This is a genomic window from Paraburkholderia sp. 35.1, from assembly GCF_050436525.1.
GTDB classification, from domain to species: Bacteria; Pseudomonadota; Gammaproteobacteria; order Burkholderiales; family Burkholderiaceae; genus Paraburkholderia; species Paraburkholderia tuberum.
This window is the reverse complement of the sequence record NZ_JBNDMJ010000002.1, coordinates 985,613-1,005,134: the sequence shown is the minus strand read 5'-3', so window position 1 is coordinate 1,005,134 and position 19,522 is coordinate 985,613. Positions and strand designations below refer to the sequence as shown.

The window sequence follows — 19,522 nt, the reverse complement described above, 5'->3', positions numbered from 1 at the left end:
ATCGGTAGAGAGTAGAAGGGACCAAAAGTCGGCGTCATAGAACATTCCCGCCATTACGTTGTAACGAGAGCGCCAGGTTTTCAGCGCGCTGATTCGGCTTCCGGTATTTTGAGCGAGACGGAGGGTCGGCCGGGATTCGCAAAAAATCCGCCGTATCCCGCCTCTCCCATCTCGACCTAAGCCACTGATTTTAATGCGAAATCGATCGCCGGATCGAGCGGAGGCACGGGTCGCCGGAGATCGAGCAGATAGTCACCGAGCGCGTCGTCCAGGCTGAAGAAGCGCTGATTGCGTAGGCGGGCGATGCGGTGGGTTGGCCCGATGGCGGCGCGGTGGCGGTCGCGATCCGGCTTGCCGCGTTGATGCCGCATAGCGGCGGACGCTAGCACGCGCCTTTGGCGCATCAACGAAGCGGAGCCACGCCTTCCACGATGCCCGCCGGCATGCAGATGTGCTTGATCTCGGTGAAGTCGACGAGCGCGTCGTAACCGTGCAGACGCCCGAGCCCGCTTTGCCGGTAGCCGCCCGTTTCCGTTTCCGCTTCCGCGAACAGCTAGTGTAGTGCGTCGTAAATAATGCAACTTAATCGCGATTTGCGAGTCTCCTTCCAGGTGATGAGGGAGAACCCATGAGAATCGCGGCAAAAGTTGAGCTGAGCGAAGGCCAGCGCAAACAATTGGAAACGTGGGCGGCTGGGCGGAGGGTTCCGGTACGACTGGCCGAGCGTGCCAAGATGATATTGCTCGCGGCACTGGGCCACACAGACAAAGAGATCGGTGTGCAGTTGGGTATCTGGCGAGGCACGGTGGCGCGCTGGCGAGCGCGCTTCATCGCGGACGGTGTGGCGGGGATCGAGCGGGACGAGACGCGACCCGGGCGCAAGCCGAAGATCTCTGCGCGCAAGGTCAAGGCCATCGTGGCGATGACCATGCAGCAGCGTCCCGATAACGCGACGCATTGGAGTACGCGCAGCATGGCGGCAGTGGCCGGCGTCAGCGAGGCGAGCGTGAGGCGCATCTGGCAGGCGCATGGACTCAAGCCGCATCGGATAGAAACCTTCAAAGTCTCGAACGACAAGCACTTTGCCGAGAAGCTGGAGGACATCGTCGGCCTTTATCTCGATCCACCTGAGCACGCACTGGTGTTCAGTTGTGACGAGAAGTCCCAGATTCAGGCTCTGGACCGGACCCAGCCTGGCTTGCCGATGAAGCGAGGTCGAGGTCAGACGATGACGCACGATTACAAGCGCAATGGTGTGACGACGTTGTTCGCCGCGATGAACACGCTCGATGGCAGCATCATTGGCCAGTGCCAGACGAAGCATCGTCATCAAGAATGGCTGGGCTTCCTGCGCAAGATCGATCGCAGCACCCCCAAGGGTAAGGAACTACATTTGATTGCCGACAACTACGCCACTCATAAGCATCCCGAGGTGAAGGCGTGGCTGGCCAAGCACCCACGATTTCACATGCATTTCACGCCCACCAGCGCTTCCTGGCTCAATATGGTCGAACGCTTCTTTCGTGATCTGTCCGAGAACCAGCTACGGCGGTCAGCCTTTCGCTCGGTACCCGAGTTGGTCAGCACGATCGAGCAGTACATTGAAAAGCACAATGGTGATCCAAAACCCTTCATCTGGACCGCTAAAGCTTCCGACATTCTGGCGAAAGTCACGCGTGCCCGCACCAAGCTGAATAAGATGCAATCCGTTTGACGCAGACCACTAGTTGTGATCGTTGATCCACACTGTCCCGTTGCGCAGCGCCCGCGCGGTGCGCAACGCGCGCGCGCCGTCGTGCGTCCACACGCTGGCCGACAGGCCGAAGACCGTATCGTTGGCCTTCTCAAGTACTTCCTACTCGATTTCAAAAACTTCGAGCGTGACGAACAGCCCGAAAATCTCGTCCTGACAGAAGAACGCCTTCGGATCGCCATGCTCGACGAGCGTCGGCGACAGAAACGCATGGCCGGAGCCCGCGCCGAGCAGCACGTCCTGGCGCAGACGTGCATCCTGCGCCCACGTCGTGCGATCGAACCCATGGCGCGCGGCGGCGATGGCGGCATCGGCTTCATCCGCGCCGCCGTCGGCGAACTGGCCGATGGCCTCGCCCGTGGCGGGATCGATGCTGTCGAGCGTAGGCGTGCCGGTCCATTCGCCGGCAATCCAGCGTGATGCGTTCATGCGGAGCGTTCCTTCAAAGAAGGGGATGGTTCGTTACACGAAATATTCGAGGCTTGATGCAGCTCGTCGCCGATGATCGCGATCAGCGCTTCGGCCGCCGCGCTCAACGGCCTTCGCGGATGGCTCACGCAGACGACATGCCGCACGATGCGCGGCGCGAGAATCGGGCACGCGCGCAAGGTGCCATGCCGCGCCGCGCGCTCGACCACGATGCGCGGCAGGATCGTCGCAAAGCGCGTGTTTTCGACGAGCTTGAGGATGGTCGAGAGCACGTCGATTTCGAAGCGCGGCGCGAGCAGCACGTCTTCATGCTGCGCGGCGCTGTCGAGCACGCCGCGCAGGCCGTGGCGCTTGGTCGGCAGCACGAGTTCCAGTTCGGGCAGTTGCGCGAGTTCAATGGCGTGCGGCAGATCGGGGCCGTGCGCGGCGCTGGTTGCGAGCACCATCTCTTCGTCGAGCAGCGCGCGGGAGTCGAGCGACAGACGCGCGCGCGGCTTGTTGATGATCGCGGCATCCAGCTGACCGCCCGCCACCCAGTCGATGAAAGTCGCGCTGTAGCCGTCGGCGACCGTGACTTCGACATCCGGATATTGCGCATGAAAGCGCGAGAGCGAATCCGCGAGCACGCTCTCCGTGACGGACGCAATCAGCCCGATGCCGACGTGTCCCGTCACGACTTCATCGCGCTGAACGATCTGCTGCCGCGCGTGTGCGAGGTCGCGCATGATCGGCAGAAACAGGCGATACATCAGCCGCCCCGCCGCGGTCGGCGCCATGCCGTGCGCGCCGCGCTCGAAGAGTTGCTGATGCAGTTCGTCCTCGAGCTTCGCGATCTGCATGCTGAGCGCGGGCTGCACGATATTCAGGCGCTTGGCCGCCCGCGTAACCGAGCCGTCCTCGAACAGCGCGATGAAGTACTGAATTTGCTTGAGGTCCATCTCACCCCTCGTGCATCAGCGATGCTAATAGCCACCACCTGCATTATCACGTCAAACGGTGCGTGCCTGCCGCGCGCCGTTGCCGCCCGCGCCCGCCAGTACGGGTTGCGGGACGGATCTATTGATACGTAACCGTAAGAACGCTGTCATCGGGGCTAACACTGATATAAGAGTGAATGATCCAGCGCATCAGAAAACACTATTAGAAGTTATGGCGCGATATCGCTACGCTTGACCCCATCGCTCGCTGCGGCCTCACTTTGCCGGGCACAGCACAGATGGAGACGCTGATGAACATACGCGATGCCGCAAAGAACGGCATTTCCTCATTCTCGTGGGCCCCGGAAGGCTCGGAGGCGGGCTCGCTTTCGCTGCGCGACTGGCTCGCGCATCTCGCGAAGACGGGACGCCTCGCGACCATCGACAAGCCGGTTGCGCTCGAACACGAACTCGCCGCTATCGCCAAACGCCTCGACGGCACGCAAGCGGCGTTTTTCACGCGCCCCGGCGGCCATGCGGTTCCGGTCGTGAGCGGATTCATGTCGAAGCGGGCGTGGATTGCCGAAGCAATGGGCGTCGACGAAGCCGCTTTGCTCGCACGTTTTTCCGCCGCTGCCGCCGAGCCGCTCGCGTCGAAAGTCATTGCTCGTGAGGACGCGCCGTGCCAGCAAGTGGTGCATACGAGCGGAATCGATCTGCACGCGCTTCTGCCTATTCCCACGCATAGCGAGCATGACAACGGCCCGTACATCACCGCAGGTCTCGTGATTGCGCGCAATCCGCGCACCGGCGTGCAGAACGTGTCGATCAACCGCATTCAGGTGCATGGCCGCGATCGCATGGCGATACTGCTGCTGCCGCGCCATCTCTACGCGTTCCAGCGCGCCGCCGAGGAAGCGGGCGATGCGCTCGACGTGGCCGTCGCCATTGGCGTCGATCCGCTGACGATGCTCGCTTCGCAAGCGATCACGCCGATCGATAACGACGAACTCGAAATCGCTGGCGCGCTCCACGGCGCGCCGCTGCCGGTCGCGCAATGCGTGACGAGCGGTGTGCATGTGCCCGCATTCGCGGAGATCGTCATAGAAGGACGCATTCTGCCGAACGTGCGCGAGCCGGAAGGCCCATTCGGCGAGTTCCCAAAGTACTACAGCGCGAAGGAAGCGCGCGAAGTCATTGAAGTGACGGCGGTGACGCATCGGCGCGACCCGATTTTTCATACGATCGTGCCGGCCGAAATGGAGCATCTGCTGCTCGGCGCGATTCCGCGCGAAGCGACGCTCCTCGCGCACCTTCAGCGCAGCCATCCGGCGGTGAAGGACGTGCATCTGTCGGTAGGCGGTGTGTGCCGGTATCACCTGTGGGTGCAGTTCGACAAGAAACGCGAAGGCGAAGCGAAGAACGTGATTCTCTGCGCGTTCGGCGCGCATTACGACATCAAGCTGGTCGTCGTCGTGGATACGGACGTGAACGTGCACGATCCCGCAGAAATCGAATGGGCGATTGCGACGCGCTTTCAGGCCGACCGCGATCTCGTCGTCATCGCGGGCGCGCAAGGCTCGCCGCTCGATCCCTCGACGACGGTCGGCCAGCCCGACGACGCCCCCGCGCATCTGCAAGGCATCAGCGCGAAGATGGGACTCGACGCGACGCGCCCGGTCGTCTATCCGGCGCATGTCTTCACACGCGTGCGCATCCCGGGTCAGGACACCGCGGATCTGACCGCGCTCGTCGCCGCCGACAACAGCGCGCTCGACGCCTACCTCGCGCGCGATCATGGCTGAGCGGAAGAAGCGCATCGTCGTGGGCATCTCGGGCGCGAGCGGCGCGGTCATCGGCGTGCGGCTGCTCGCTGCGCTGCGGCGCCTCGGCACGCACGAGACGCATCTGATCGTGTCGGCGTCGGGTGCAGTGACGGCGGCGCAGGAGCTCGGCCTCACGCGCGGCGACGTCGACCAACTCGCGGACGTCGTGCATAACGTGCGCGATATCGGCGCGGCCGTGGCGAGCGGTTCGTTCCTCAGCGAAGGCATGGTGATTGCACCGTGTTCGATGAAAACGCTCGCGGGTGTCGCGAACGGCTTCGCGGACAATCTGCTGACCCGCGCCGCCGACGTGATGCTCAAGGAGCGCCGCCGCCTCGTGCTGGTCGCGCGCGAGACGCCGCTCAATCTCGCGCATCTGCGCAACATGACGCTCGCGACCGAAATGGGCGCCATCGTAATGCCGCCGGTGCCGGCGTTCTATGCGCATCCGAAGACCATCGACGATGTCGTCGATCACACGGTCGGGCGCATTCTGGATCTGCTCGGCATCGAGCACGGCGAGATTGCGCGCCGCTGGAGCGGTCTCGCCGATGAATTCGGCAGCCGCGGCGAAGATGACGGAGTGACACCATGAATCAGCGCGAAACCGGATTTGCCGATATCAACGCGCGCGTGGCCGACAGCGATGCCGCGAAGCCGCAGCGCCACGTCGGCCAGCCGATGCAGCGCTTCGAAGACCCCGCGATTCTCACGGGCCGCGGCCGCTACGGCGACGATATCGCCGTGAAGCCCGGCACGCTGCACGCAGCGATTCTGCGCTCGCCGCACGCGCATGCGGAACTCGTTTCCATCGATACCGAAGCCGCATCGAAGCTGCACGGCGTGCACGCCGTGCTCACGCGCGACGATCTGCGTCCGTGGTCGCGACCCTTCGTCGTCGGCGTGAAGTCGCCGATGGAGCAGTGGGCGCTCGCGATGGACCGCGTGCGCTACGTCGGCGAGCCGGTGGCGGTGGTGATGGCGGAATCCCGCGCGCTAGCTGAAGACGCGCTCGACCTCATCAAGGTCGACTACGCGATGCTCGATCCGGTCACGTCCATCGAACAATCGGTGCGGGGCGATGCGCCGGTGCTGCACGAGCGCGTCGGCAGCAACGTGATCAGCGACCGGCGTTTCCGCTATGGCGAACCGGAAGCCGCGTTCGAAAACGCGCCGCATCGCGTGAAGCTCGTCGCGCACTATCCGCGCAACACGTGCGCGCCGATCGAATGCGGCGTGGTCATCGCCGAGTATCTGTCGGGCGGCGAAGGCTATGACGTCACATCCAATTTCATGGGACCGTTTTCGCTGCACGCCGTCATGGCGATGGCGCTCAACGTTCCCGCGAACCGTCTGCGTCACAAGGCCCCGCGCGATTCCGGCGGCAGCTTCGGCGTCAAGCAGGCGGTGTTTCCGTATGTCGTGCTGATGTGCCTCGCCTCGCGCAAGGCCGGCGCGCCGGTGAAATGGGTCGAGGACCGGCTCGAACACCTGAGCGCGGCGACTTCCGCGACCGCGCGTCTTTCGACCATCGAAGCGGCCGTTGAAAGCGATGGCCGCATCGTCGCGCTTTCCTACGATCAACTGGAAGATATCGGCGGCTACGTGCGCGCGCCCGAACCCGCGACCTTCTACCGGATGCACGGCTGCCTGACGGGCGCATATGCCATTCCGAATCTCGTCGTGCGCAACCGCGTCGTGCTCACGAACAAGACGCCGACCGGCCTCGTGCGCGGCTTCGGCGGACCGCAGGTCTACTTCGCGCTGGAGCGGCTCATTCAGCGTATCGCCGTCGAACTGAGGCTCGATGTGCTCGATGTGTACCGCCGCAACTTCGTTCCCGCCGATGCCTTTCCGTATCGCGCGACGGCGGGCGCGCTGCTCGACTCCGGCAACTATCAGGAAGCGCTGCGCCGCTCGATGACCGAAGGCGGCTACGACGAACTCGTCGCGCGACGCGACGCGGCGCGCAAAGTTGGGCGTCTTTATGGCATCGGCTTCGCGGCGATCGTGGAGCCGTCGGTATCGAACATGGGATACATCACGACTGTGATGCCGCCCGACGCCCGCAAGAAAGCCGGGCCGAAGAACGGCGCGATCGCCAGCGCGACGGTGAGCGTCGATCTGCTCGGCGGCGTGGTCGTCACCATCGCGTCGACGCCAGCGGGCCAGGGCCACATGACGGTGTGCGCGCAAGTCGTCGCGGATGTGCTCGGGCTCGACCCGAAGGACATCGTCGTGAACGTCGAATTCGATACGCACAAGGACGCGTGGTCCGTCGCGGCGGGCAATTATTCGAGCCGATTCGCGGGCGCGGTGGCCGGCACGGTGCATCTGGCCGCGACCCGCGTGCGCGAAAAGCTCGCGCGCATTCTCGCGAAGCAGTTCGGCTGCGCGCCCGGCGACGTGCGCTTCGAAGGCGCGCGCGTCTTTCCGAACGGTGCCGAAGAGCGCGCGTTGCCGTTCGCGCGCGCCGCAAGCAATGCGCCGCACTGGGCGCCCGCGCTGTTACCGGAAGGCGAGGAGCCGGGTCTGCGCGAGAGCGTCTTCTGGTCGCCGCCGCACATGGACGCGCCCGACGAGCAGGATCGCATCAACACGTCGGCGGCGTATGGCTTCGCGTTCGACATGTGCGGCGTGGAAGTAGACCGCGTGACGGGGCGCGTGCGCATCGACCGTTATGTGACGACGCACGACGCCGGCACGCTACTCAATCCCGCACTCGCCGATGGCCAGATTCGCGGCGCGTTCGCGCAAGGCGTCGGCGCGGCGCTGATGGAAGAGTTCCGCTACGGCGCGGACGGCAGTTTCCAGTCCGGCACGCTCGCCGACTATCTGATGCCGACGACCTGCGAAGTGCCCGACCCGTTGATCGTACATCTGGAGACGCCGTCGCCCTTCACGCCGCTCGGCGCGAAGGGGCTCGGCGAAGGCAACAACATGAGCACGCCGCCGTGCATCGCGAATGCGGTGGCCGATGCCCTCGGCGTCGACGATATCCGCCTGCCGCTCACGCCGCCCAAAGTGATGGCGCTGATCGGCATCGACGATCCCGAACCGTCGCGGCCCGAACTGCGCGAAGCACCGGCTGCGAAGCCCGCGACGCCGGGCGGCAAGGCGTTGACGGCGCGCGGCACGGTCGATTTGCCCGCGACGCCCGAAGCCGTGTTCGGCGTGCTGCTCGACCCGAAGGCGCTCGCGAAGGTCATTCCCGGCTGCCATGCGCTCGACGAGACCGCGCCGAATCAGTATCGCGCGGACGTGACGGTGGGCGTCGGCATGATCAAGGCGCGCTTCGAGGCGCGCATCGGCTTGTCGGAGATCGACGCGCCGCACCGGCTGCGGCTCGCGGGCGCGGGCATCTCGCCGCTCGGCAGCGCGCGCGGCAACGGTCTCGTCGAGCTGACGCCGCAGGGAACCGGCACCCGCCTCACTTATGACTATGAAGCGCAGGTGTCGGGCAAGGTGGCGGCGGTCGGCGCACGCATGCTCGAAGGCGCGGCGAAGGTCGTGCTCAAGCAATTGTTCGAATCGCTCGGACGGCAGGCGGCGGGCCAGCCCGTCGAGCAGCGCAAGTCGTGGATTGCGCGGATTTTGGCCCGCTTCAGGAGGCACGTATGAAGCCCGCGCCGTTCGATTATCTGCGCGCCATGACGACGCAAGACGCGCTCGACGCCCTCGCGCAAACCGGCGACGACGCGCGCGTGCTGGCGGGCGGTCAATCGCTGATGGCCGTGCTCAACATGCGGCTCGCGCAGCCGCGCGTGTTGGTCGATATCTCGCGCACCGCCGAACTCGACGCCGTGCGCGTGGATGACAAAGCAGGCCATCTCGTCGTGAGCGCGGCGGCGACGCAAGGCAGCGTCGAATGGCGTCCCACGCTGCGCGACGAAGTGCCGATGCTCGCGATGGCGTTCCCGCATATCTCGCATTTTCAGATTCGCAATCGCGGGACGGTGTGCGGCTCCGTCGCGCATGCGGACCCGAGCGCAGAACTGCCGCTCGTGCTGGCCGCGCTCGGCGGCGACGTGATGCTGCGCTCGAAAAAGAAGCGCCGCACGCTCGCCGCGCAGGACTTTTTTCAGGGAATGCTGATGACCGCGCGCGAGCCAAACGAACTCGTGGAAGCCGTGCGCTTTCCGCTCAGGAAGCCCGGCGAACGCTATGCGTTCACCGAGTTCTCGGCGCGGCACGGCGATTTCGCCATCGTCGCGTGCGCGGCGGTGGTGACGGACGATTCGATCCGTATCGCGGTCGGCGGCGTCGCGGACCGGCCGATGGCGGAAAGCTGGCCGCGTCTGACAGGCGACGACCTGCGCGGCGCATTGAACGACCTGAGCTGGAAACTGAACGCGCAGGACGACGCGTACATCAGCGCGAAATATCGACGCAATCTCGTCCGGCAACTGGGATGGCGCGTGATCGAGGAGGCTACGTGAGCAGCAACACATCGGACAACATCATGCGGCAAGGGGAGCAGCGGCGCATCACGCTGACGCTCAATGGCCGCGAACGCAGCGGCCATTGCGAGCCGCGCGAACTGCTGTCGGATTTCATCCGCCACGAACTGGGCGCGACCGGCACGCATGTCGGCTGCGAGCATGGCGTGTGCGGCGCATGCACGGTGCACGTGGATGGCGTCGCGGCGCGCTCGTGCCTGATGCTCGCGGTGCAGGCCGATGCGCGGCGCATCGACACAGTCGAAGGTCTTGCGCCCGACCAGACGCTCGGCGATTTGCAGCAGGCGTTCCAGCGCCATCACGCGCTGCAATGTGGCTTCTGCACGGCGGGCATTCTGATGTCATGTGCGGACTATCTGCAGCGGGTGCCGAATCCGACCGAGGATCAGGTGCGCGACATGCTCTCGGGCCATATCTGCCGCTGTACCGGCTATACGCCGATCGTCGCGGCCGTGCTCGATGTGGCAGCGCGTCGTCAGGTCGAGGCGCGCGGCGAGAAGGAGGCCGAACATGCTTGATCTCGGCCGCACGTTTCTGCAAAGCGTCGAGCGCAGCCCGAACGCGCTCGCGCTCGTCGATGGCGACATGCAACTGACCTATGCGCAGTGGCATCGCATGATTCTGAATGTCGCCGATGCCCTGCGCGAACTCGGGCTGCAACGCGGCGACCGGTTGCTCGTCGTGCTGCAAAACCGCTGGGAAATGGCGACGCTGCACTGGGCGGGGCAATTCTCGGGCATCGTGATCGTGCCGCTCAACTGGCGCGCGAAGCCGGAGGAAGTCGAGTACTGCGTGACGGATGCGGGCGTGAAGGCGATCGTCTACGAACCCGTTTGCGCCGATGCCGTCGTGGAAAGCGCCGCCGCGCAGCACGTGCTGCGCATCGGTCTGGACGACGCCCCCGGCCGCACGATGGCCTTCGACGCGCTGCTCGCGGAACGCACGCGCACCGGCGAGACGACGCACGCCACCGCCGACGATATCTCGCTGATCCTCTACACGTCCGGCACGACCGGCAAGCCGAAGGGTGTCCCGCGCCGTCATCGACATGAACGCGCGGGCGCGCTCGCGCACGTCGCGCAGAACCTGTACCGGCGCGGCGAACGCACGCTCGGCGTGATGCCGCTTTATCACACGATGGGCGTGCGCTCGCTGCTTTCGATGGCGCTCGTCGATGGCGTCTTCGTCTGCGTGCGTCGCTGGAACGCGAAGCTCGCGCTCGAATCCATCGCGAAGTACGCGCTCACGTGCCTCTATCTCGTGCCGACGCTTTATCACGATCTGCTCGCGGACAGCGCGTTCGCCAGCACCGATACGTCGTCGGTCAGAAAGCTAGGCTTCGCGGGTGCGCCGATGAACGATGGTTTGCTCAAGCGCCTGTCGGCTGCGTTCGAGCCGGAGATCTTCGTCAATCACTACGGTTCGTCCGAGGTCTACACGGTCAGCATCGATCAGGACGCGACGCGCAAGCCAGGCAGCGCCGGGCGCGCGGGCGTGAACACGCGGCTGCGCGTCGTGAAGCTCGACGCCGTGTCGCCCGATGAGATCGCACAGGCCGGCGAGGAAGGCCAGATCATCGCGGACCTGCTCGGCGACGAAGCATTCGAAGGCTACTGGAACCGCCCGGACGCGAACGCGAAGTCGCTGCGCGAGGGCTGGTATTTCACCGGCGACACCGGCTATTTCGACCGCGACGGAGATTTGTACGTGACCGGCCGCGTCGACGACATGATCATCAGCGGCGGCGAAAACATCTCGCCGGTGGATATCGAATCGGTGCTCTCGCTGCATCCGGCCGTCGATGAAGTCGCGGTCGCGGGCGTCAAGGACGAGCGCTGGGGCCAGCGCGTGGTCGCGTTCATCAAGCGCCGCGAACACGTCGATGCCGAGGCGCTCGACGCCTGGTGTCGCCAGTCCGACCTCGTCAACTTCAAGCGCCCGCGCGACTACGTGTTCGTCGACGATATTCCGAAGTCGCCGGTCGGCAAGATTCTGCGCCGCAAGCTCTCGGCGGGCGAATACGCATCCGACGGCAACGTTCAACCTACACAGACCACAAAGGAGTAATCCGATATGAGCGATTTGAACCATCGCGGCCAGACGCTGCTGCAAGACCTCGACGGCTTCTCGGTCGAGATCGACGCCGAACGCGAGCGCGCCGACATCATCCTGCATCGGCCGCCGTTGAATGTCATTTCGATGCGCGCGCGCGACCAGTTGCGCCTCGTCTTCGAGGCGCTGGACGACGACGAGCGCGTGCGCGTGATCGTCGTGCGCGCGACGGGCGAGCACTTTTCGAGCGGCGGTGACATCAAGGGCTTTCTGGAAGCGTCGCCGGAGCACGTGTCGAAGCTCGCGTGGAATATCGCGGCGCCCGCCCGTTGCTCGAAGCCGGTGATCGCGGCCAATCGCGGCTTCTGCTTCGGCGTGGGGTTCGAGCTGTCGCTGGCTTGCGATTTCCGCATCGTCACCGAAACGACCTTCTATGCGCTGCCGGAGCAAAAGCTCGGGCAGATTCCCGGCTCGGGCGGCTCGGCTCGTCTTCAGGCGATGGTCGGCATCGGCCGGACGAAGGACATCGTGATGCGCTCGCGCCGCATTCCGGGGAAGCAGGCTTACGAGTGGGGCATTGCGGTGGACTGCGTGGCCGACACGGAACTGGAAACCGCCACCGATGCGCTCGTCGACGAACTGCGCGCGTTCTCACCGCTCGCTCAGCGCACCGCGAAGAAGCTGCTGAACGATTCGGAAGATGCGCCGCTTTCCATTGCTATTGAACTTGAAGGGCATTGCTATAGCCGGCTGCGCACATCGGACGATTTCCGCGAGGGCGTCGAGGCGTTCCATGGCAAGCGCAAGCCGGTGTTTCGCGGAAGTTGATAAGCAGCGTCACAGAAGAACAGGAGACGGAGGATGGAACGGTTCGATTACGTCATCGTGGGCGGCGGCTCTGCGGGATGCGTGTTGGCGCATCGGCTGTCGGCCGTGCCGTCGCTGCGCGTCGCGCTGATCGAAGCAGGCGCCGATACGCCGCCGGGCGCGGTGCCCGCCGCCATCCTCGACGGCTATCCGATGCCCGTCTTCTGTGGCGAGACCTACATCTGGCCGGACCTGAAGGCGAAAGCCACCAGGGACGCCGCGCCGCGCGTCTACGAGCAGGGCCGCGTGATGGGCGGCGGGTCGAGCATCAACGTGCAATCGGCCAATCGCGGCCTGCCGCGCGACTACGACGAGTGGGCTGCGAACGGCGCCGATGGCTGGGCGTGGCGTGACGTGCTGCCGTACTTTCGCAAGCTGGAACGCGACGTCAACTTTCCGGGCGGCGAACTGCACGGCAGCGACGGCCCCGTGCCGATTCGCCGCATCATGCCGAAAGACTGGCCGCCCTTCTGCGATGCGTTCGCCAAGGGCTTGCGCGCGAATGGCGTCGCGCAATTGCAGGATCAGAACGGCGAATTTGGCGACGGCTTTTTCCCCGGCGCGTTCTCGAACATCGACGACAAGCGCGTGTCCACGGCCATCGCCTATCTCGACGAAGCCACGCGCAAGCGCCCGAATCTCACGGTGTATTCGAACCTTCGCGTCGAGCACATCGTGATGGAAGGCGCGGCGGCGCGCGGCGTGATCGCGCTGGCGCAAAGCGGCGAGCGCGTGCGTTTCGAGGCGGGCGAAGTCGTGCTGAGCGCGGGCGCGCTTCAGTCGCCTGCGCTGCTGATGCGCGCGGGTATCGGCGATGCCCGCGAACTCGCGGCGCTCGGCATCGCGTGTGCGGTGGATCGGCCGGGCGTCGGGCGCAATCTGCAGGATCATCCGTCGCTCACGTTCTGTCATTTTCTCGAACCGCGCTTTCGCATGCCGCTCGCGCGACGCCGCGCCAGCATGATGGCCGCGCGCATGAGCTCCGGCGTCGCGGGCTGCGACGAGTCGGACCTGTATGTGTCGAGCGCGACACGCGCGGCATGGCACGAGCTGGGCAACCGGCTGGGCCTTTTCTTCCTGTGGTGCAACCGGCCGTACTCGCGCGGCCGCGTGCAGCTCGTATCCGCCGATACCGCCGCCGCTGCGCGTGTCGACCTGAATCTGCTCGACGACGAACGCGATCTGCAACGGCTCGCTACCGGCGTGCGGATGCTCGCGAACGTGGTCGAGGCGTCGGGGCTCGGACGCGATCCGCGCGACTTCTTTCCAGCGGCGTTTTCTCCGCGCGTTAAGTCGTTGAGCCAGGTCGGCGAGCGCAACGCGCTTTTGACTTCGATGCTCGGCACGCTGCTCGATACGCCCGCGCCGCTGCGTCGTTTTCTGATCGAACGCTTCTTCACGCGCGGGCTGGACATGGCCGCGCTCCTGGCCGACGACCGCGCGCTTGCCGACTTCATCCGCGCGAACGTGTTCGGCGTGTGGCATGCGAGCGGCACATGCCGCATGGGCGGCGCGCAGGATCGCGACGCCGTCACGGATACCGAAGGGCGCGTGCACGGCGCGCAGGGACTGCGCGTGGTCGATGCATCGCTGATGCCGAGACTGCCTTCGGCCAACACCAACATACCGACCATCATGATCGCCGAGAAGATCGCCCACGCGATGGTCGCGCAGCGACGCGCGAGCTTGGCATCGGGCGCATCCAGCGACTCCGCTGCGCCGCCGCTCGCCGCCGCGCACTGACGATTTTTTAACCTCGACAAGAGCACGCCAAAAGACAAACGTGCCTGCGACACGGGGGCGATCGAAAGACGGCCCAGTGACATACAAGGAGATGCAAATGTCCGTAGCAGCGCAAGAAGGTGCCGCCGCGCTTCACGTCAATCAGCGCCAGGTCATGGGCGCAGTCGTGGCCTCGTGCATGGGTTGGGCGCTCGATCTGTTCGACCTGTTCGTGTTGTTGTACGTGGCGCCGGTGGTCGGGCGTCTGTTCTTCCCATCCGAGCACGCGATGCTCTCGCTCGCGGCGGTCTATGCGTCGTTCGCGGTGACGCTGCTGATGCGCCCGCTCGGTTCCGCGCTTTTCGGCTCCTACGCGGACCGTCATGGCCGCAAGGGGGCGATGATCGTCGCGGTCGTTGGCGTTGGCCTCTCGACGGCGGCCTTCGGCATGCTGCCGACGGTCGCGCAGGTGGGCCTCGTCGCGCCGGTCCTGTTTATGCTGCTGCGCCTCGTGCAGGGCGTGTTTGTCGGCGGCGTGGTGGCTTCGACGCATACCATCGGCACGGAATCCGTCGCGCCGAAGTATCGCGGCGCGGTTTCGGGGCTGATCGGCGGCGGGTGGCGCGGGCCTTGGCGCACTGCTCGCGTCGCTCACGTATCTCGCGATGTCGTCGCTTTTTCCCGGCGATCTCTTCGACGTCTGGGGCTGGCGCTGCATGTTCTTTACCGGCATCCTGAGTTCGCTGCTCGGCCTCTTCGTATTCAATAGCCTGGAAGAATCGCCGCTCTGGAAGAAGCTCGCCGCCGAGAAGGCCGCCAAGGCCGCCGCGCAGGTCAAGAGCGGGCAGGTGGAAGTGGTGCGCTCGCCGGTTCGCACGCTGTTCTCGCGGGACTATCGCAAGGTGCTGTTCGTGAACCTGCTGCTGACCATCGGTGGCGGCAGCGGCTATTACCTCACGTCGGGCTATCTGCCGACCTTCCTCAAGGTCGTGAGCCACGTGCCGAACGGCGCGGCCGCCGCGATCCTGATGATCTGCAGCGTGGCGGTGGTCGTCGCCTCCGTTGCGGCGGGGCATCTGAGCACGTTCATCGGGCGCAAGAGCGCGTTCGTGTGGCTCGGCCTCATCCGGCTGGTCGCGCTGCCTGCGCTCTTCGTGCTGCTGCCGACCGCGCAGAACATCACGATGATCGGCGTGTACGCGGTGCTGCTCTCCGCGCTCGGCAGCGCGGGCTATGCGCCGATCCTGATCTTCCTGAACGAGCGCTTTCCGACTGCGATCCGCGCGACCGGGACGGGTCTTTCATGGAATATCGGCTTCGCGATCGGCGGGATGATGCCGACCTTCGTCTCGCTCGTCGCGAAGGATGCGAGCCAGTTGCCGTCGACGCTCGCGATCTTCGTCGGCGCGATCAGCGTGATCTTCCTGATCGGCGCGTTCGTCGTGCCCGAGACGCTCGGCAAGCTCGAAAACGGGGCGGCGCGCAATCCGTCCTGAAGCATGCAAGCATCGGCGGGCGCGCCGAAGAGCGCGCCCGCGCATCGTCCGATAGAAAAAGGAGACGCTCATCATGAAGTATGACGACGACATTCGCGCGCGATCCTACAAGTTTCGCGACGAATTATTGCGCCGCGCAGCTTCATGCGCCGACGTTCGCGGAATGGCTCGCGGTCGTGCCGCTCTTTCTGTTCGGCAACTGGGCGGAATGGGCCGCGCACCGCTATGTGCTGCATGGCCGCGTACTATCTGATGTACGAAGGGCTGCACACGCTTTCGCATGTGACGGACAGCCCGTTTCTCGACCGCGTGCCGCTCATCAACACAGTCCGGCGCCTGCACGTCACGCATCACGATCCCGAACTTATGGCGACGCAGAACTTCAACCTCACGTTCCCGATCTGCGACACGCTGTTCGGCACGCGCAGCGATGCGTCGTGCAGCGCGCGTGAACCGATGAGCCCGAGCGGCGGTTGAGTTTTCACTAAGCCCGCGCGCCAGTGGTCACGCGCCGGATCTCCTCGGTGATGATCGCAATGAGCGCCTGCGCCGCCGGCCCGATCGGCCGCTTCGGGTGCGTGACCTGAATGATGTGACGCACGATCGGCGGCGAGTCGATCGTGCGCGCCCGCAGCAGGCCTTCGTCCACCTTCGCCTGCACCACGACGCGCGGCAGGATCGTCGCGATGCTGCTCTGCTCGACGAACTGCACGATGGTGCTGAGCAGATCGATCTCGAACTTCGGCTGAATGACGACGTCGGCGGCCATCAAGGCGGCGTCGAGCGCGCCGCGCAGTCCGTTGCGGCGCGTGGGGAGCACAAATTCGATACCGGACTGCGTGACCAGATGCATCGTCTCCGGCAGATCCGGCCCGTGCGCCGCGCTCGTCACCAGCACCATTTCTTCCACCAGCAGCGGCTCCACGTCGAGCGTGAGCCGCCCGCGCGGCTTGTTGATGATCGCGGCATCGAGTCGGCCCGCTTCGACGGCGTCGATGAGTTGCGCGCTGAAGCCGTCCGCGACGGACACTTCGACTTGCGGAAAAAGGGCGTCGAACCGTGCGAGCGATTCGGGCAGCACGCTTTGCGCCTCCGACGACACCATCCCGAGCGACACGCGTCCCGTCACGATGACATCGCGCCGGCTCAGATGCTCGCGGGCATGTTTGATGTCGCGCATGATCGGCGTGTAGAGGCGGTACATGAGCCGCGCCGCTTCGGTCGGAGCCATGCCATGCGGGCCGCGCGCGAAAAGTGTCTGCCGCACTTCGGCTTCGAGCTTCGAAATCTGCATGCTGAGCGCGGGCTGCGCGATGTTCAGCCGCTTGGCCGCGCGGGTCACGGTGCCCTCCTCGAAGAGAGCGATGAAATACTGGATCTGCTTCAGTTCCATGGGGCGGTGGTCGGGCGGAAGGAATCGGCTGTCGGTTGAACGCAGATATCGTAACGCCGCGCGGGATTTGCGTCGCCCTTAAGACATCGGGCCGCTCGCCGTTAGCCCGTCGTTTTTCTGCTGCGGATAACCCGGGGATCATGCGGGCGACGGCGACTGCGGCGACGCATAGCTGCCACCAAAGCGGTAGTCGCCAGATAACGCACCCGAGTTCGCAGCCGCCGACGGGGATGTTTGCGTCGCAACCTTGCATTGCAGCGGTGCGTAAGCCAACAGCCTCGGCGTATCGCGCTTGGCGTAGTCTTGATAGCCTCGGATAGGGACGGACGCCGTGAGTATTCTTTGTCGAATCAAGATTGCCGTGACGGCCTGCTCGGTTGCCGCCGGATGCGTGTCGCAGCCCATAGGGCCGGCGGTAGCCGTGAAGCCGGGGCGCGACAAGCCATTCACCGTTTTTCTGCGGGACGATGCGCAGTGCAAACAGTATGCGAGGGAGCAGCTGGCGAGCGGTGTCGACACGCGCGCTGCGAGCGACGCCCACGTGCCGCGGGCACAACTGAACGTGCAGCAAAGATACGATCTCGCGTACCTGGAGTGCATGCACGCGAAGGGGAATGATGTGTCGGAGCGTGCGGAGCCAACGACGGAGCCTGAACCGGACATTCGCACCTCGGCAGCCGCGAATTTCCCCTGATTCCGAGTCACCCGTCTGACGGCGAGTGCCTTGCCTCAGACCAACCACCGCTTGATCGCCTCAACCATCGTCGACGTGGAAATTCCGTAGCGGTCATGGAGCGTAGGTAATGCACCGGCAGCAAGGAACGCATCCGGCAGTCCCACCTGCCGGAACGGACAGGACACGCCCGCGCGCATCAGTTCCGCCGCCACCGCTTCGCCGAGACCGCCAATTACCGTGTGATTCTCCGCTACCACCACGAGCCGACCCGAGCGCTTCGCTTCGCGGAGAATCGTCTCGGTGTCGAGCGGCTTGACGGTCGGTACGTGCAGCACGCCCACGTCGATCCGATCTTTTTCAAACGCCTTCGCCGCTTCAAGTGCGCGCATCGTCATGATGCCGGAGGAGATGATCAGCACGTCGGCGCCGTCGCGCAGCATCTTCGCTTTGCCGAGTTCGAAGGTGTAGTCGTATTCGTCGAGCACAGCAGGTACGTTGCCGCGTAGCAGGCGCGCGTACACCGGTCCTTTATGTGCGGAAATCGCCGGCACCATCTGTTCGATATCGAGCGCATCGCACGGGTCGATCACCGTCATGTTCGGCATCGCGCGCATCAACGCGATATCTTCAGCCGCCTGGTGGCTCGGACCATAGCCAGTAGTCAGACCCGGCAATGCGCAGACGATCTTGACGTCGAGGTTGTCCTCGGCGATGGCCTGATGCATGAAGTCATAGGCGCGGCGCGTAGCGAATACCGCATAGGTCGTGACGAACGGTTGCGCGCCCTCGTGCGCAAGGCCGGCCGCGGCGCCCATCAGCAATTGCTCCGCCATGCCCATCTGGTAGTAGCGCTCGGGAAACTCCCTGGCGAAAATGTGCAGGTCGGTGTACTTGCCGAGGTCGGCCGTCATGCCGACGACGTTCGTGTTCTGCCGTGCCAATTCCACCAGTGCGTGGCCGAAAGGCGCCGAACGCGTGATCTGTCCTTCGCCGGCGATCGAGGCGATCATGGCCGAGGTCTTCAGGCGCGGCTTGCTTGTCGTTGCGTTGCTCATGCTTGTCTCCCTGCTTCGAGTGCCTGCAGCGCCAATTGCCATTCGTGGGCATCGACGCGGATAAAGTGGTTCTTCTCGCGTTCTTCGAGAAACGGCACGCCGCAACCCATGCGTGTATCGGCGATGATCATGCGCGGTTGCGCAATGGGATGCGCGCGGGCCGCGTCGAACGCAGCGGCCACGGCGGCAATATCGTTGCCGTCGACGCGTTGCGTGAACCACCCGAACGCCTCCAGTTTTTCGACGAGCGGCTCGAACGCCATGATCTGCGTGGACGGGCCGTCGGCCTGCTGGTTGTTCACGTCGACCACCGCGATCAGGTTGTCGAGCTTCCAGTGGCTTGCCGACATGATGCCTTCCCAGATCGCGCCTTCATCCAGTTCGCCGTCAGAGAACAGCGTGTACACGAACGAAGCAGAATGCTTGCGCTTGAGTCCGAGGCACCGTCCGACCGCGATGGTCAGGCCGTGGCCGAGCGAACCACCGGACATCTCCATGCTAGGCGTATAGCTGGCCATGCCGGACATTGGCAAGCGGCTATCGTCGCTGCCGTAGGTTTCTAGCTCTTCGGCCGGCAGAATGCCTGCTTCGAGCAGCGCCGCATACAGCGCGATTGCGTAATGTCCGTTGGACAACAGGAAGCGGTCGCGCTCTTCCCACTCAGGGTCTTCGGGGCGATAGCGCATCGCGCCAAAGTAAGCAACGGCCAGCACATCGGCGATGTCGAGCGCCTGCCCGATGTAGCCTTGTCCCTGGACTTCGCCCATCAACAGGGCGTTTCTGCGGATACGGTAAGCGTGCTCGGCAAGCGATGCCGTCGAGGCATTGGATGGACTGTTCATGTCGTCTCCTGTGATCAGTCGGAATGGGTGAAGG

General features: G+C 64.8%; 17 protein-coding genes and 2 pseudogenes. 12 read left to right on the top strand and 7 right to left on the bottom strand.

Annotated elements, in window-relative coordinates; genetic code table 11:
- Window positions 1-176 precede the first annotated feature (176 nt).
- On the bottom strand, window positions 177-371 hold the full coding sequence (locus OKW27_RS10510; protein ID WP_429334640.1) for a hypothetical protein: 195 nt from the start codon (window positions 369-371) through the stop codon (window positions 177-179).
- Window positions 372-628: 257 nt separating this feature from the next.
- On the opposite strand from OKW27_RS10510, the gene OKW27_RS10505 reads away from it, so the two are divergent.
- Window positions 629-1,714, top strand: a complete 1,086-nt coding sequence (locus OKW27_RS10505; protein ID WP_429333246.1) for an IS630 family transposase — start codon at window positions 629-631, stop codon at window positions 1,712-1,714.
- A 9-nt stretch (window positions 1,715-1,723) separates the two neighbouring features.
- On the opposite strand, the pseudogene OKW27_RS10500 reads toward OKW27_RS10505, so the two are convergent.
- From OKW27_RS10500 to OKW27_RS10490, 3 genes and pseudogenes are all read right to left on the bottom strand, one after another.
- Window positions 1,724-1,843: pseudogene (locus OKW27_RS10500) on the bottom strand (aldehyde dehydrogenase family protein); the annotation flags it as partial.
- A gap of 12 nt (window positions 1,844-1,855) precedes the next feature.
- Window positions 1,856-2,182, bottom strand: a complete 327-nt coding sequence (locus OKW27_RS10495) for an aldehyde dehydrogenase family protein (RefSeq protein ID WP_429333424.1) — start codon at window positions 2,180-2,182, stop codon at window positions 1,856-1,858.
- On the bottom strand, window positions 2,179-3,120 hold the full coding sequence (locus tag OKW27_RS10490) for a LysR family transcriptional regulator (RefSeq protein ID WP_187613161.1): 942 nt from the start codon (window positions 3,118-3,120) through the stop codon (window positions 2,179-2,181). The genes OKW27_RS10495 and OKW27_RS10490 overlap by 4 nt, the downstream gene beginning before the upstream one ends.
- A 290-nt stretch (window positions 3,121-3,410) precedes the next feature.
- Here OKW27_RS10490 and OKW27_RS10485 point away from each other — a divergent pair, with 290 nt between their 5' ends.
- The 10 genes and pseudogenes from OKW27_RS10485 to OKW27_RS10440 all read left to right on the top strand — a co-directional run bounded on the left by OKW27_RS10485 (window position 3,411) and on the right by OKW27_RS10440 (window position 15,999).
- Window positions 3,411-4,904, top strand: coding sequence for a UbiD family decarboxylase (locus OKW27_RS10485; RefSeq protein WP_429333423.1), 1,494 nt, complete (start codon window positions 3,411-3,413; stop codon window positions 4,902-4,904).
- Window positions 4,897-5,520, top strand: a complete 624-nt coding sequence (locus OKW27_RS10480; RefSeq protein WP_090807398.1) for a UbiX family flavin prenyltransferase — start codon at window positions 4,897-4,899, stop codon at window positions 5,518-5,520. Before OKW27_RS10485 ends, OKW27_RS10480 begins: the two co-directional genes overlap by 8 nt.
- Complete coding sequence (locus OKW27_RS10475; RefSeq protein ID WP_429333422.1) at window positions 5,517-8,546, top strand: xanthine dehydrogenase family protein molybdopterin-binding subunit; 3,030 nt, start codon at window positions 5,517-5,519, stop codon at window positions 8,544-8,546. Before OKW27_RS10480 ends, OKW27_RS10475 begins: the two co-directional genes overlap by 4 nt.
- On the top strand, window positions 8,543-9,364 hold the full coding sequence (locus tag OKW27_RS10470) for an FAD binding domain-containing protein (RefSeq protein ID WP_429333421.1): 822 nt from the start codon (window positions 8,543-8,545) through the stop codon (window positions 9,362-9,364). The genes OKW27_RS10475 and OKW27_RS10470 overlap by 4 nt, the downstream gene beginning before the upstream one ends.
- Before the next feature lie 23 nt (window positions 9,365-9,387).
- Window positions 9,388-9,903, top strand: coding sequence for a (2Fe-2S)-binding protein (locus OKW27_RS10465; RefSeq protein ID WP_244145040.1), 516 nt, complete (start codon window positions 9,388-9,390; stop codon window positions 9,901-9,903).
- Window positions 9,896-11,452: an AMP-binding protein gene (locus tag OKW27_RS10460; protein ID WP_429333420.1), complete on the top strand. Its 1,557-nt coding sequence runs from the start codon at window positions 9,896-9,898 to the stop codon at window positions 11,450-11,452. Before OKW27_RS10465 ends, OKW27_RS10460 begins: the two co-directional genes overlap by 8 nt.
- 6 nt (window positions 11,453-11,458) lie before the next feature.
- On the top strand, window positions 11,459-12,265 hold the full coding sequence (locus OKW27_RS10455; RefSeq protein ID WP_090807408.1) for an enoyl-CoA hydratase/isomerase family protein: 807 nt from the start codon (window positions 11,459-11,461) through the stop codon (window positions 12,263-12,265).
- A gap of 33 nt (window positions 12,266-12,298) precedes the next feature.
- The gene (locus OKW27_RS10450) at window positions 12,299-14,047 is read left to right on the top strand and encodes a GMC family oxidoreductase (RefSeq protein WP_429333419.1); all 1,749 of its coding nucleotides are present in this window, start codon (window positions 12,299-12,301) and stop codon (window positions 14,045-14,047) included.
- 97 nt (window positions 14,048-14,144) lie between these two features.
- Window positions 14,145-15,522, top strand: a pseudogene (locus tag OKW27_RS10445) (MFS transporter).
- A 234-nt stretch (window positions 15,523-15,756) separates the two neighbouring features.
- On the top strand, window positions 15,757-15,999 hold the full coding sequence (locus tag OKW27_RS10440) for a hypothetical protein (RefSeq protein ID WP_260321338.1): 243 nt from the start codon (window positions 15,757-15,759) through the stop codon (window positions 15,997-15,999).
- A 7-nt stretch (window positions 16,000-16,006) separates the two neighbouring features.
- On the opposite strand, the gene OKW27_RS10435 is transcribed toward OKW27_RS10440, so the two are convergent.
- Window positions 16,007-16,915, bottom strand: coding sequence for a LysR family transcriptional regulator (locus OKW27_RS10435; RefSeq protein WP_090807413.1), 909 nt, complete (start codon window positions 16,913-16,915; stop codon window positions 16,007-16,009).
- A gap of 421 nt (window positions 16,916-17,336) precedes the next feature.
- On the opposite strand from OKW27_RS10435, the gene OKW27_RS10430 reads away from it, so the two are divergent.
- Complete coding sequence (locus OKW27_RS10430; RefSeq protein WP_429333418.1) at window positions 17,337-17,609, top strand: hypothetical protein; 273 nt, start codon at window positions 17,337-17,339, stop codon at window positions 17,607-17,609.
- 35 nt (window positions 17,610-17,644) lie between these two features.
- On the opposite strand, the gene OKW27_RS10425 is transcribed toward OKW27_RS10430, so the two are convergent.
- The gene (locus OKW27_RS10425) at window positions 17,645-18,646 is read right to left on the bottom strand and encodes a transketolase family protein (RefSeq protein ID WP_090807419.1); all 1,002 of its coding nucleotides are present in this window, start codon (window positions 18,644-18,646) and stop codon (window positions 17,645-17,647) included.
- Window positions 18,643-19,488, bottom strand: a complete 846-nt coding sequence (locus OKW27_RS10420; RefSeq protein WP_429333417.1) for a transketolase — start codon at window positions 19,486-19,488, stop codon at window positions 18,643-18,645. The genes OKW27_RS10425 and OKW27_RS10420 overlap by 4 nt, the downstream gene beginning before the upstream one ends.
- Window positions 19,489-19,522: the final 34 nt, after the last annotated feature.